The 15,167-nt window shown below is 59.2% G+C and carries 9 protein-coding genes; all 9 read right to left on the reverse strand.

Annotation, left to right across the window (positions count from 1 at the left end; genetic code table 11):
* Positions 1 to 28 precede the first annotated feature (28 nt).
* Positions 29 to 388 carry an isocitrate dehydrogenase gene (locus NSND_RS05305; RefSeq protein WP_080877999.1) on the reverse strand — a complete coding sequence of 120 codons (360 nt, stop codon included), beginning with the start codon at positions 386 to 388 and terminating at the stop codon, positions 29 to 31.
* 35 nt (positions 389 to 423) lie between these two features.
* Complete coding sequence (locus tag NSND_RS05310) at positions 424 to 1,437, reverse strand: isocitrate/isopropylmalate dehydrogenase family protein (RefSeq protein WP_080878000.1); 1,014 nt, start codon at positions 1,435 to 1,437, stop codon at positions 424 to 426.
* Positions 1,438 to 1,697: 260 nt separating this feature from the next.
* Positions 1,698 to 3,089, reverse strand: coding sequence for a bifunctional folylpolyglutamate synthase/dihydrofolate synthase (locus NSND_RS05315; RefSeq protein WP_080878001.1), 1,392 nt, complete (start codon positions 3,087 to 3,089; stop codon positions 1,698 to 1,700).
* A gap of 32 nt (positions 3,090 to 3,121) precedes the next feature.
* Positions 3,122 to 6,397: a DUF2309 domain-containing protein gene (locus NSND_RS05320; protein WP_159450645.1), complete on the reverse strand. Its 3,276-nt coding sequence runs from the start codon at positions 6,395 to 6,397 to the stop codon at positions 3,122 to 3,124.
* Between the two features lie 263 nt (positions 6,398 to 6,660).
* Entirely contained in the window at positions 6,661 to 7,458 is a 798-nt protein-coding gene (gene cysD, locus NSND_RS05325) for a sulfate adenylyltransferase subunit CysD (protein WP_080878003.1), read from the reverse strand.
* Between the two features lie 457 nt (positions 7,459 to 7,915).
* Positions 7,916 to 9,316, reverse strand: a complete 1,401-nt coding sequence (locus NSND_RS05330) for a sigma-54-dependent transcriptional regulator (protein WP_080878004.1) — start codon at positions 9,314 to 9,316, stop codon at positions 7,916 to 7,918.
* 1 nt (position 9,317) lies between these two features.
* Positions 9,318 to 11,291, reverse strand: a complete 1,974-nt coding sequence (locus NSND_RS05335; protein ID WP_080878005.1) for a PAS domain S-box protein — start codon at positions 11,289 to 11,291, stop codon at positions 9,318 to 9,320.
* A gap of 116 nt (positions 11,292 to 11,407) precedes the next feature.
* Entirely contained in the window at positions 11,408 to 11,731 is a 324-nt protein-coding gene (locus NSND_RS05340; protein WP_080878006.1) for a P-II family nitrogen regulator, read from the reverse strand.
* A 77-nt stretch (positions 11,732 to 11,808) separates the two neighbouring features.
* Positions 11,809 to 15,159 carry a DUF2309 domain-containing protein gene (locus NSND_RS05345; RefSeq protein ID WP_080878007.1) on the reverse strand — a complete coding sequence of 1,117 codons (3,351 nt, stop codon included), beginning with the start codon at positions 15,157 to 15,159 and terminating at the stop codon, positions 11,809 to 11,811.
* Positions 15,160 to 15,167 lie beyond the last annotated feature (8 nt).

A 15,167-nucleotide genomic window follows, 5' to 3' on the forward strand; every position in this document is an offset into this window, starting at 1 on the left:
ACGGCGCACCCCGAGACATCCAGCCTATTCAGTACGCTTTGCTATATGCGGCCTCTCCGTCGTGAGTCCACAGCTTTTGTGCCGCCGACCACCACCACCCTTTTTTGGTCAAGGTCACCAGGAACGTATCAATATCCGCATCCTGGACATCTTGAGTGGCCATAAACCGGCAGCGATACCAGTTCACCATCATCAGGTCTGGACTGACGAAGCCTGGCCAGACTTTTGTTCCGCGATTCGAAATGAATTCGCATTTAAATGGTCCGAACTCCCCGTCCGGGAAGTTTGGAATACCCTTCTCGGTGATGATGTACATATCTACACCCACGAGCCGAATCTCTTTTTTCTTCTTTGTCGATTTCGCTGCTTCCGAAAACGTCGTTGCCATGAGCGACTCCCCCTTCGCGATTTGGTTGTGGGATCTCAGTTCTGTGCATGCATTTTGTCGACGATGGCCCGGGCATATTCGTCGGTCGTCGCAGTGCCTCCGACGTCGTAGGTGACATGTTTCCGTTCGTCCAGGACAGCGAACATGGCCTTTTCGATACGGTCTGCCGCCGCCGTCTCTTTCAACCATCGCAACATCATGATTCCTGACACCAACACCGCCGAAGGATTCACCTTCTTCATGCCAGCATACTTCGGCGCGGACCCGTGAACCGCCTCGAAGATCGAACAGTTGTCGCCGATATTGGCGCCGGGAGCGAATCCCAGCCCCCCCACGAGTCCCGCGCACAGATCCGTCAGGATATCGCCATACAAGTTCGGCAGGACCAGGCAGTCGAATTGGGCCGGGTTTCTCACCAGCTGCATGCAGCAATTGTCCACAATGACATCCCCGATCTCGATCTCAGGATATTTCTTCGCCGCTTCCCTGAATGCATCGAGAAACAGGCCGTCCGTCATCTTCATGATGTTGGCCTTATGCACGCAGTAGACCTTCTTCCGGCCATTGGCCCTCGCCCACTGGAATGCAAAATCGGCGATCCGGTAGGACCCCGGCCAGGTGATGACTTTCAAACACTGCGCCACCTCATCGGACACCATATGCTCGATGGCCGCATAGCAGTCTTCCGTGTTCTCACGGAAATTGATGATATCAATCTTGTCCCACGGGCGTTTCAACACCGGAATCAACTTCGCCGGTCGAACGTTGGCGAACAAATCGAACACCTTGCGGAGCGTCACGTTCGCGCTTTTGTGCCCCGTTCCGATCGGCGTGGTCGTGGGCCCCTTGAGCGCGACCTTGTTCTTGGCGATGTTCTCGATGGTCTTGTCCGGGAGCAAGGTGCCGTACTTCTCCAAACAGCCTAATCCGATCTCTTCGTATTCCCATTTGATATCGACGCCGCTTGCGTCGATGACCAGCCGCACCGCTTCGCAAATCTCAGGACCCGTACCTTCTCCCGGAAGCATCGTGACCACATGTTGTGCCATCAAAGAACCTCCCTTAAGCAGCAAGGGTATCGGACCATCCGCTCCCCTCTATACGAGCGAAGTGAATGCAAATTGAATTCCAGAATGAACTGCGTGGTGCTGGCACACGATCGCTGAAAATCGACCGTAGAATCGCGGTTCCTGCGATACAGGCTCCTTGTGCAATGCAGCACAGCCATTCGGGATGGTGCAACCGCACACATTCGGCGGATCTCCGTGCACCGACGCTCACCACGAACAATGTCGAATCGACTGTGCACCTAGGAGCGTGTAGGGAGTTCGGTCACAAACGTTTTGGCCAGCGGTCGGCAATAGCCTCCCAGCTGAGGCGATCCGGTCACGACCACGAGTCCCTGTGGACCGGCCGCCTGCAGAGCGCGTCTGAATGCGACATCAGGGTTCTCGACGATTTCCGCTGCCGCGGAAGAGTAGTTCCGCCATCGCTCCGTAATTGTCTGCGCATCGACGGCCAGCTCAAGTGGGTAACTGGTAACGATTATTCGGTCCGCTCCCGAACCGGAAAAGAAGCGAAGCATGTGCTCCCACTGTTGCTCGCGGGAAAGGGAGACGACCCATACGCTGCGACGCCCCTCGAATGCACAGCGGAGGTTTGCAACCAGCTGCGCCGCCGCCGGGGGATTGTGAGCGCTGTCAAGCACGACGGTCGGGGCGCCTGGAAAGACTTCACAGCAGGATGCAAGCTCCATCTCACTGAACAACCTTCCGATCTCTCGCGCGCCGATTTCAGGCACCAGTCCCCGGCGCCGCAGAACGTCGTAGGCCGTCAGCGCCTGTGACGCGTTGACCGCCGTAAAAGAGGCCGGCGACGGGATCGAGACCGTGGGAAAAATGGACGAACCGACCGTCAGCGTGCAGGTCCCTGTAGAACCGGTCCGGACGAAGTCCGTCATATCGTAGTCTTGTCCGCTCCACAACACCGGTGCTTTGAGCTCTGCGGCTCGGGATTCGATCACGGCGCGAGAACCCTTGGTCATGGGCCCGCACAGGACCGGGGTAAGCGGTTTGATGATTCCCGCCTTCTCGACCGCAATCTGCTCCAATGTCTCCCCGAACAGATCCGTATGGTCATACTCAACGTTCGTAATGACCGACAGCTCCGGCGTAATGACATTCGTCGCGTCCTGTCGCCCGCCGATCCCCACTTCAATTACCGCTAGATCCACCTTGGCAGCGCGAAACGCGAAGAAAGCCGCCGCGGTAAGAAACTCGAATGGGGCGAGCTGGAGGCCATACAGATCCAAAAACGATTTGATATGGTTGCAGGCATCGACCAGCTCTTCCTCGCCGATCGGCTGTCCGTTGATCGCAATGCGTTCCCGAAAGTGCAGCACGTGAGGACTGGTGTAGACGCCCACCTGCAAGCCGCTGGCTCGAGTCAGCGCCCCGAGCATCCGGCTCACCGTGGTTTTTCCGTTGGTGCCGGTTACGTGAACGGAACGGAATGCTCGATCCGGCCGCTTCAGCTCATGCAGGCAGCGCGACACGGCTTCCAGGCTGATGGTGCCGTCCGAAGGCCGCCCGCGGAGAATACAAGCCGTTTCGACTTGCCTGAGGAAATCCGTGACTTCCGTATAGTTACGAAAGGGCACGGTCCAGGAAGGCGGAAATGTGCGTGATCGCCGCTCAAGCATATTGACCTCGGAAGACGCACCCCGTACGGGGGCTACGCCAGTGAAATCGTCTCTTTCTCGAACTGATCGCCGGGCTCGACGACCTGACGCCAACCGTTGATGCCGTGATATCGATAATAGCGTTGCTCGGATGGCTCATAGGCGATCAGTAACAGCCACTGGTTATGAAAGAGTTTCTCGAGTAATGGCTGTCGGTTGATGATAGCCGTAATCCGGTCGCATGGAGCCTCGATAATTGCCGTCAACCGCATCGGCTCGTGATAGGCAACCCCGTCCTTCAGAACGGTTTGCGCCGGAAGACCCATCCGAAGATCGCTGTGACCGCCTGTCATCACCCCAATCCGACCCGTAACATTGTGATAAATTTTGCTTCCGCTTCCATAAACTTCAGGAGCCACCGTGGAGAAGTAATATTCCATGTTGATCCATTGCGCGACGATCAACGGCGCCGTCATGATGACCTCCAGGAGCCTTCCGTCTTTATCAGCGACATGATCGTAGGAGTGGAGAAACGAGCGGCCGCACAGATCGGCCGCCTCGGTCATCCGGCGGCGCCCGACTATAAATACGCTGTTTCTGGCCAGGCCCCACTCGGGACGCACTTGCCCCCAATCCACGCTGCGCCGCTCTATTTCACGCAAACATTCCCGCTGGTCGGCAGGAAAAGGGGTTGCGGACAAGGCTGCCCACCGCTCCGCGGCAGCCGCAGCCCCAGCCGCATGGACGTCCGCCTGAATTTGAGCGAATTCCTTCCGATGAGTGGACGGAATGTCTTCAAGATCGGCGATCCTGACCTGATCCGTAGTCGTGTCGTGGAGCGCCGCCACGAAATGAGTATCCGAAGGAATGGTCAGTCCTCGACCGGCAAGAAGATCTCGAACCTGCGGACGATTCGCAATCATCGCGAACACCCGCGCATTGGGAAGTCCCTGCCCCCCTCCACATGCTCCGCAATCCAATGACGACTCATAGGGATTATTTTCCGATGTGCTGCCGTGCCCGCAAAGAACGATCAATCTGGCGAACGGCCCGGTTAAACCCATGAGTCGTAAAGCCGTTTCAACGTAGTACGCCTGTTCGTTGACCGTAAAGCCCGTCCTCGTAATGCGGTCCAGTCGCGACCGAAACCCTCGGGACGTGAGACGGCAATCTCGGCGGAGTGCTTCGATTGCGATCGTTTCCTCCTCCCGGGGAAGGGACAATAGACGCCCGAGTGGCCCGGAACCCGCTCCAGTTTGTTGATCTGGTTCGAGCGCCTGCCGGCGGATATCTTCCAGGGCCTCTGCGGTCACTCGGCCTCTCAAGGCCTGCATGCGTGTTCGCAGCCAGGCTGCGATCTGCAGACGTTGTTCTGCGGCAAGCATGTTCTCGGCATCGGCGGTGGAGAATTTATCCACGGTCAACGTGGTGGACACGGCCGGCATGAGTACCGACTTCAAGAACGCGCTAAGACGATGGTACCAACGCGGGCATAGCGTCTTTCCGATGAAGGGAACCAGAAAGAACCATCCGATCGCTTCGACCATTACATACGGCGTAATCACATTATGCTTGAGGTCGTGCAGCAGTTCATGACTGGCGTGGACAAAGTGCGTCGTTTTCCGGCGACGCTGCGCCCGCTCTTTTTGGTAAGTCCTCGGGACCTCCCGGATCAGGTGTTTCGACTTCAAGAGCACAGGGCAGAGGGTCGTTTCGCCCTGCTCGTCCAATGATTGATATGAAAACGGCAACCCGAAGAAACCGGCGAATCCGAAAGTTTCATACGGGCCGCACTGCTCAAGATGCCGCCTGAACACCTCGGATCGCACATCGATGCAGAACGCAAACTGCGCCAGCGGGCGAGCAGAGTTCCCCTGTCGCACGGAGACAGAACCGTTCTCCTCACCGGAGGGGGCAAGCTGCCGCAACACCTCATGTTGGTGTGCCAATTCGAAGGCCTCCAGCCATTTAAGTTCCTGCTGTCGTACCGTAAACCGGTCAAGCCAGTTCACTAGAACTGACAGGTCGCTGGACGGGGTTGAGATCAGGGCGCTCGCAGGAAGCCCCAGAGCCTCCGCGATCTTCATGCAGGCATGAACGTGCAGGGCAACAGCGACATGATGCTGCCTGTCTCGCTCGTCCTGAAACCAGCGCGCGCAATGACGCTCCCACTCAGTCGCATCGCACCGCGTCCACCGACCCTGAAGGCGCGCGGCTTCCGACAAGGTTTTCTCGGACAGGCACCCGGAAACGGAGGCTCGCTTGAGCCACACCGAATGGGGGAATTGCCTGGCATACTCTTCGATCGCCCCAATCGTTCCGGCGCACCCCATGGCCTTCCGACAGGTGCTCTCGACGAGTTCCTGTTCATAGAACAGACGAACGGCTAAATACTTGACCAGATCGATGCGATAGGCTATCTGCCAAGGCCGCGAGGTCTGTTCCTCACGCCACTTGATGAATCCTGCCCAACCCGGCAAGGCGGCCAGGTGCAGCGACAGATATTCCTGCCAGGACTGATTGGGAACTTGAAGCCTGTCCAACGATTGCAACAGAGCATCCTCCGGACGGTCAGCCAACGCTCGGATTTTAGAAGCCGCCCGTTCAATACCTGACAATCTAAGGCTTACGTCATACTGGGCCGCCGCTTTCCAAGCTCTGAAGAACGTCTCTTCCCGTTTGGGCATCGGCCATACCGCTTCCCCCTCGTCGCAGAACGCCGCGCACCATTTGATCATGTGACGATTGATCTCGCTCGTCATCTCAGTCCCAAGCGTGCGATCACACCAGGCGGCCAGGGTTTCCAGGCGCCCGGCTTCCCCGGGCACGCACGCAAGTCCTTGGTCGGACAGATTCGTGTCCCCCTCGCCGATTCTCCTCGTACATGCCGCGATCTTGTCGAAAAGGGCCGACTGTTCCTGGCTCCAAGGCGGAGAGGAATTCTCCCGACCAAGGCGTTGAATCCCTTCAGTCATCGAGAGGCGCAGCACGTCGAGATGAGAGAGCACTCGATCACCAAAGGCCACATGCGTCTCCGTGGCGATCGGCTTCAAGACTGCCTCGAGGTGCGTGGCCTTGATACGGCCCGTTCGAAAGGCTTCACGAAAAGCAGGGCCCGGGAGGGTGCTTCGCCCTCCGAACAAGTGCTCTCCCCGCTCAACCGCGTCCTCGAATTTCTGGTCTTCCAACCCCTGCAAAGGATTTCGCGCGATGATCGTTTGCATCGGCCAGACCCTGGGGATAACCTCGCCGGCCAAACTGACATATGACCGCAAGGCCATCCGCTGCGCGTCGGTATAGTGCGATTGCATGCGATCTGCTGTGTGCATACGGTTCACCTCACATTGCCTGAGCTGCACGAAGCAAAACCGGGGCCACCATTTCATTTGACTGCACCAGTGCCGGCGAACCTTGAAAAATAGAGGGAAACACTGGCCGCTGCGTTATTCCAATATGACAAGGCTTCCTAGGAGCTTCCGCACTCAGTGCAAGGACACACCTACAGTGTGCCCTTGCACGCAAGGGGCAACTCACCCGCTCGATGAGGCGCCGCGTCGATACAGCTCAGATGGGATGCGCATAGGCGCCGACGTCACATGTGACCAAGCTTGCGTAGGGTCTCCATCCCACGACCCTCATCCTGTGCACGGCCGGCTCGTTCGGCGGTCGCAGTCGTGCGCAGCTCCGTGATGATCTGGGGAATGGTCGTCGCACAGGAGGCGATCGTGCCCGTACAAGGGACACACCCCAAGCTGCGGTACCGAGTGCCGGCTCCTTGGTCGAAATATGGCGTCGGCAATTGGACTCGCTCAAGCTCCAGGTATTCCCAAATATTCAGTTCCGTCCAATCGAGCAAGGGATGGACTCGAACATGCGACCCAGGGGCAAATGTGGTCTTGTATTGATCCCACAACTCGGGCGGTTGATCGCGGAAATTCCATTCCCCGTCTTTGCCTCGTAACGAGAAATAGCGTTCCTTCGCCCTCGTGCCTTCCTCATCCGCACGAATACCGAGAATCACGGCAGTCCAGCCATGCTGCGCGATCGTCTGCTTGAGTGCCTCGACTTTCATCGCGGTGCAACACACGACACGTCCTTGCTCCGGCCCCATTCCGGAGACGAGCGCCTCTTTGTTCTGGCCGACCACGACGTTGAGCTTCCACTCCCGGGACAGCCGATCTCGATACTCGATCAATTCAGGCATTTCGTAGCCGGTATCGATGTGGACCAATGGAAACGGCACGTGCCCGAAAAATGCCTTACGCGCCAGCCAGAGAAGAACCGTCGAGTCCTTGCCCATCGACCATAGCATCGCCAAGTCACGGAAATGTTTGTACGCTTCGCGCAAGATATAAACACTCTGGTCTTCTAATGCTCGCAGATGCTGCATACAACCTCCTTGGCTTCCTGAGCGTGCAATCCGCATTCGCCCCGAATGAGGGACGACAACAGACCGCGTTCGGTGCGTCCGTGTCTTCCATTTGGAACGTGCTTGAATGGCGAGTTGAGCCCACGTTCTTTTAAAGGTATGAGGCAACAGATGAGCAAATCGAGTGCCGACGAAGACAAGATGAGAATCCATCTCTGACTCGAACGGGGAACACGAAGTCGGAGCCCTGTCTCGGGGAATGAAAGGGGGTAGTCCGATGGGTGGGTATATGAAAGGGAGCAGCGACCGGGTGCGAGACCACCCGGCGCGTGCGTCCGCAGACGCTGCGCGTGCAGCCAGAGTGCCTGCGCACATCTATTCAACATGAAGACTGGTCTTCTCAGGGAGCCCTGACCTGGTACAGGCGGCAGCTACAGATCAGTAAGGAAGGAAGAGATGGAGGCCACCCGGAGTGCTCTCACATTTTACGGCGTCGGTCGAGCATCCACCGCGTGATTTTCAGGTGTTTGGCGGCAAGCGTTTTATTTCCGTCGGCTCGTTCCAGCACGGCACGGATAATGTCGTCCTCGAGATCACTTAACGAACGGTCTCCGACCTTGAATGAGAGATGGATCATCTGATGATCGTCGAAGGAAGCGGACGCTGGAACGTACGCCGACGTCTCATGCGGCACCGGCGCCGCCGACACTGCGACATCGGCGGGAAAATGCGCGGCATCCAGCGAGGAGGCGTTGCAGAAAATCACCGCCCGCTCGATGAGGTTACTCAATTCTCGAATATTGCCCGGAAAGTGATACGCTTGCAGTAAATGCTTGGCTGAATCGCTAAGGCCCCGAACAGGTCTCTTGAGCGCGAGGGCTGAACGCAACAAACAATGCTCGGCAAGCGGAATAATGTCCTCAGTCCGCGCGCGCAACGGTGGCACCGTGAGGGTCACGACATTCAGACGAAAATAGAGGTCTTCCCGAAACTCCCCCTTCGCCACGGCCTCTCTCAAATTGCGGTTGGTCGCCGCCATAAATCGCACGTCCACAGGCACGGTGGTCATCCCGCCCACTCTGCGCAACGACCGTTCTTCGATGACGCGCAGCAACTTGGCCTGTAAGACCAACGGGAGATCGCCGATTTCATCGAAGAGCACCGTCCCGCCTTCAGCCATCTCAATCAAGCCGCACTTTCGACCCGTCGCACCGGTAAAGGATCCCTTTTCATGCCCGAACAGCTCACTCTCGAACAAATCACGCGGAATCGACGGACAGTCCACTTCAATACAGGGTCTCGCGGCGCGAGCGCTGTTATAGTGAAGCACCCGCGCCATATATTGTTTTCCGGTTCCTGTTTCGCCCTGCAGCAGCACCGTCACACGGTCGTTCTTGATGAGTTCCCGCACCTGAGCTAGAAACATCCTCGTGACGGGACTCTTGGCGATCACCCGATCCAGCGCATACCGCGCGGCATCCTGCCCGCTGTGCAGCTGCACCTGGCGCTGCAGCGTCAACAACTCCGTCGCCCGGCGCAGCGTGTGGAGCAAATCGTCCATATCGATGCTCTTGGCGACGAAATCAAACGCCCCGAGCCGCATGGCCTCCACCGCGTCCTTCACCGTGCCTCTCGCCGTCAACACAATAATCGGGAGAGCGGGGGACATCTGCTTGACGCGGCTCAACACATCCAGACCGGAGAGATTCGGCATGACAAGATCCACCACCAGCACGTCCGGTTCGAACGACCGCAGGAGCCCCAAGGCTTCCTCCCCGGACTCCGCCGTCTGCACCACATACCCCTGATCGCGCAGACGCAACGCGAACGCCTCGCGAACCGACGCTTCGTCTTCCAACAATAGGAGATGCCACGTCATGTTATGCCTCGTGTTTCACGGGCAGCCACACATCCACGACGGCTCCGCTCCCAGGGGGGCTCTGAATCACGAGCTGTCCGTGATGCCGCTCCACGATGTCGCGCGTGATGGTCAATCCAAGCCCCACCCCCTTTGCCTTCCCGTTCGTGAAAAACGGCTCGTAAATGCGTTTGAGGTCCTTTTCTGAAATCCCTTTTCCCGAATCCGCAAATCGCATCAACACACCGGGAATGCGCCGGGTATCCGGCGCGATCGTAACAGTCAGGTTACCGCCGCCCGGCATCGCATCGATCGCATTCATCGCGATATTCAGGCAGACCTGCAGGATATGGGCTCGCGATGCGTCAACCGCGGGCAGATCCGGCGCCAGCGACGACGTGACCAGAATGTGATTCTTCATCAGGTTCGGTCGAAGGAGCGTCAACGTATCGTCGAGCACCAGGGGAAGGTCGCACGCGGCGATGTCGAAGGGGCGAGGCCGCAATTGACCCAAATGAGATTCCAGAAGCTCATCGATCCGCGCGGCCTCGTGTGCAATCAACCGGCAACGATCGCGGGCCTCCTGCGGGAGCGAGGCCTGATCGGCCAAATGCGTGGCCAGGCTGCCCAAGCCGATGAGCGGATTGCGAATCTCGTGCAAGATACCGCCGGCAAGTTGGCCCACCAATTTGACTTGCTCCGTGTGGCGCAACGCCTCCAGCATCTGCTCCCTTTCACTGAGATCGGTAAGAATCGCCATAAAATACTGCGTCGTCCCGTCTAATGCTTTGACCGGACTCACACTCTCCCACACCAGAAATTCCGAGCCGTCTTTCCGTCGATTGACGAATCGTTCGACAAACGGGTGACCGCCTCGAATAGACGCCCACAGACGCTCATAAAACTCGGGAGAATGTTTCCCCGACCTGAGCATCGCCGGTCGCTTCCCCAAGGCCTCCTCGCGGGTCCACCCGGTCATCCGCTCAAGAGCCGGGTTCCACTCCATGATCCGGCCGGTCGTGTCCGTCATCATCACGCCGTCCTGCGCGGACAGAAACAGGCGATGATAAAAGTCCCGCTGCGTTTCTTCATGACGCCGCCGCTCCAGCACCGTGCCGATGGTATTCGCCATGGTGCAGAGGAACTCCTGCTCCTTCTGGTTGAATTTGCGGACTCGCTTGGAGTGCGCGGTCATGACCCCAAGAACCCGGTCCTCGACCAGCATGGGCACGCACATGCCTGCGACGGCACCATGTTCGGTGAGCAGTTTAGAGGGAGAAAATCTAGTTTCTCGGCGAAAGTCGTCGACCACCACCGGAACCCGTTCCCGGATCGCATATCCCGCCTGAGAATGGGTGCCGCCTTCGATCGTGAGTTTGCCGATGAGATCGCTTCGCAATCCGATCCCCGCCATGATGTAGAGATGGCCGTCCTGCTCGCGCGGCACCAGGATCTTGCAGAGTTCCACTTCCAGCGCCGTGGCCGTCTCCTGCACGGCTTCATTCATCAACGCCTGGGCGGACAGTCCGCTGACCGCCAGGGTACCGATACGCGCCAATGCCGATTGAAACCGCGCAACGTGCGACGCGTCCTGCGCGAGCAGCACCCGCTCGGTCACATCTTCCAACACCATCAGCACACCGCGCTCACCACGATAGGGCACCACATTCAACCGGCAGGCATAATAGAGCGGACGCCCATCCTGAGCCTCCACTGTATATTCGACCGTCTTCCGGGCTCCGAGCGCGCGTGCGTTCCAGGCAATGGCGTCACCCAGCAAGCGCTTTCGAAGGGCATGCGCCTCCGCCTCCGCCTGAGGCCGCGCACTCTTCACTAATTCAGCAAATTGAGAATTTTCAAAGATGAGAAGGCCTTGGCAGACGAAACAGAGGCCCCCGCGAATACAGTCACTCACCCACGCCAGGACCTCGGCGGCGGCGAGCTCCGACTGGATCGGGCTGGACGCTCTGGAACGGCTACGATGGGTAGAGGCCATGACGGTCGCGCTCGCCGGGAATGACACGTGCCTGGTTCAACACGCACGTGCGTGCGGGCTCAGTATAACGGGCAGGTCTCCACCCGTCGAGAGGGAGAAACCGGTCCCAACGCCTGCTACGGAACCATGAAATGATCCCGGCGGGTGACCGCCACGTCACTGACGAACATCGCGCCGGAATGTTTGTGAAAAAGCGGGCCTAGCCCGGCCAGAATCGGCTCGATCCGTTCTTCAGGCACGACGGTGAAGATAATCACCTGGCTACTGGTGTCGTCGAACAGCAGGTGGCCTTCGTGGAACCCGTGATGTCCCTTGCCGGAGACGTTGTTGATGATCGTATAGCCGGTGGCGCCGACTCGATCGAGCAGGTTCGTCACTAACTTGAGGTGCTCACCCTCGACCACGATGCGGATTTCTTTCATCGGATGCAACGTCAGCATACTTTCGCCCCCCTCCTCCTGTCTTTCAGGCCCCTCGATGCCAAAGACTATTTACGCTCATTCCGCCCTGTCTTGCGTCAGGGGCGCGAGGCAGCCGGCTCCTCGCCCTCCCGCACCGGCCCGCCGGATCCCGGCTGCGCTCCCGACTCATCTGCATCGGGACGCCGACCGGAACTCCCCTCCAATTCCTGGCGCAGTTCCGATTCTTCCGACACCACTCGCCAGCCCTGCATAATGTCGTAATGGTAAAACGCCGCTTCGTTCGGCTCACACACCACCAGCGACACCCACTCGTTCTGGAACAGCCGTTCGAGTCCGGGATGTTTCGCAATCACCGACTCGACGAGGGCGCGCGGCGCCTCAATCACCGTCAGCAAGCGTATCGGCTCATGGTAGGGGACCGGACCGTCCAGGACGGTCTGAGCCGGCAGGCCGAGGCGAAGGTCGCTGGTCGCTCCGCTCATCACACCCACTCGTCCGACGATATTGTGGTACACCTTGCTCCCGCTGCCGTACACCTCGTTGTCGACGGTGGAGAAATAATGCTCCATGTTGATCCATTGGGCCACGATGAGGGGAGCGGTCATGATCGTCTCCAGGAGTTTGCCCGAGGAATCCTGGCGATAGTCGTAGGAATGCAGAAATGACCGCCCCTGGAGATCCAGCGGCCTCGTGAGTTCACGACGCCCGATGATGAGGAGGTTGTTCTTCGACAGGCCCCACTCAGGGCGGACCTGGGCCCAATCAACACTGCGCCGGCTCGCCCGTTGCTGCGGATCGCGGCGGGTCGGTTTCGTCCCCGGTCTCTCCAACGCCAGACCACGTTCCAACGCCGCCTGCGTTCCCGCCTCCTTCAGATCCTCCAACAACCGCACGAGGTCCTTCCGGTGCGTCGGCGGCACATCCTCCAAATCTACGATGCGGACATCGTTCCTGGTCGTATCGTGCAGTGCCGCGACAAAATGCGTATCGCCGGGGATCTTGACCCCCCGCGACTCCAGCACCTTTCGAACGGCCGGATTGTTGGCCATCGCTGAGAAGGCGCGCGCGTTCGGGAGGCCGCTGTTGCCGCCGCAGGCGCCGCAATCCAGGGCGGATTCGTACGGATTGTTGTCCGACGTACTCCCGTGGGAACACATCACCACCAGCCGTGAAAATCCGGACGTGAATCCCATGAGACGGAGCGCCGCTTCGACGCCGTAGGCCTGTTCCGCGACAGAAAATCCATGCAGGGTAATGCGCTGCATGCGGGTCGACATGCCCCGAGGTGTGAGGGCCAACTCCCGGCGCAACCCTTCATGCAGCGCATCCGCTTCGGAGGGAGCAATTCCGAGCGCGTTCGCAACCTCTCCCCTGCTTTGCTCGTCCCGATTCTCCAGCGCCCCGAGGCGGATCGTCTCGATCAAGGCCGGCGTGATCGCGGAACCAAGCGCGGGAAACTCTCGCCGGAGCGCGGCGCGGATGGATGCGCGCTGTTCCGCCGCCACCATTTCTTCCGCCTCTTCCCGGGTCAGCTTGTCGATCGTCAGGGTCGTCGCCAGCGGCGGCAGCCACAGCCCCTTCACCCAGGAGGTCAGACGGTGATACCAGAGTGGACAAAGGGTCTTGCCGAAAAAGGGAACGCTGAAGAACCATCCCAGGGCTTCGACCATGACGTAGGGCGTAATGACGTTTTCCTTGAGATCATGGAGGAGCTCATGACCGGCCTTGTTGAGTCGCGCAAACAGCCGGTGCCGACTCGCCGCCGCCCCATGGTAACTCCGCGGGATCTCCCTGATGTGGTTTTTGGGTTTCAACAGCACGGGCGAATGCGTGACCGGGTGCTCTTCGCCGAACGCCTGATACTTGACGGGAATGCCGAAAAATCCCGCCACCCCCAACGTCTCGTATCCTCCGAGCTGTTCGAGATGCCGCCGCAACACCTCGGACCGAATATCTATACAAAACACCATCTGCGCCAGGGGACGTGACGATCCACCCGACGAGACCCGATCACCGGCGTCCCGCAGCTGCGTCGCGACGCTGCGCAATTGCCCGACGATGTCCCGGCGGTGACGTGCTTCAAACGCTTCCAGCCAACGCTGGCTCTGCTGTCCGGCGGGGAATCCATCCAACCAGTTCAGTATCGTCGACACATCGGTAGGCTGCGTTTCGCTGATCTGTTCCGGATCGACACCCATCGCAGCCGACAGGGCCCACAACCGCCGGACATCTCGCTTCACGGCTTCAGAAGCCCGCCACCCGGCGGTCTGTTCATAGACCTGTCTCCCGATGCCATTCCACTCATCCGGCCGGGCAGTCCGATGAAGACGCCGCCACTCCCGCGCCTCTGCGGCGGCTGAGGCGGGCAACCGCCCCTCCATCAATTGACGCCGGAGCCAGTGGGCATAGGGAGCCTGTTCGATGGACGCACGGATCGCATCGTAATGCCCGGCGATGTCAAGCGACTGTCGACAGTGCAGCGCCACGAATTCGCGCTCATAAAACAACCGAACCGCCAGGTATTTCACCAGATCGACCGGATAGCGGGCCTGCCAGGGATGATGCTGCTCCTCCGACCGCCACTTGATATAGCCGGTCCATCCGGGCATGGCGGACAGATGCAAGGCGAAATAGGACTCCCATGCCGACTTCGGGATGCCCATCACGGCCAGACTATCCAGCACGGCCTCTTCCGGCCGGTCACCCAAGGCATCGATCTTCTGCGCCGCGTCCGTCACACCCAATAACCGCAGGCTGGCGTCATAACGGGCCAACCGCTTCCACGCGCGATAAAAGGTATGTTGCCGATCCGGCATCGTCCAGGAGGCTTCCCCTTCATCCAGGAATGCGCTGCACCATTTGATCATCTGCTCGTTGATATCCGACACGAGCGATGTCCCCAACGTGCGATCGCACCAGGTTGAGAGAGTTTCGTGGGACAACAAATCGACCGTCTCCCAGGGAATCAGCGTATCCGCCTGGCTGGTTCTCGTCTGCCCCACCGCAGTCGCAAGCCACAAGGCCAGCTGATCCAGCCTGTCCTCAACCGGCACGGAAGGATCCGCATACGCCTCAGCCGCCTCACTGAGCCCGTGCACCATGGAGAGCCGCAACAGGTCCAGATGGGAAATTTCACGCCCCGCGAACAAAACCTGCCGCTTGCTGGCCAAGGGGGCGAGCACCCGGGTCACGTCTTCCTGACGAATGCGGCCCTGTTCGAAGTAGCGACGATACAAGGCGCTGGGCAGGTAGCCTTTTCCTCCGAGCAGCTGTTCCCCGCGTTTTACCGCTTGACCAAACGGAAGATCTTCCAGCCCGTGCAGTGGATTGTGGTGAATGAACGTGCGCATGGGCCAGTAGGAGGAAATCGCCTCCCCGGCCAACTCCACATGGGAGCGCAACTCCATCCGCTCGGCATCTGTGAAGGTGCGTGATTCAACCGCCATGCCACCAC

Source organism: Nitrospira sp. ND1 (assembly GCF_900170025.1).
GTDB lineage: Bacteria > Nitrospirota > Nitrospiria > Nitrospirales > Nitrospiraceae > Nitrospira_A.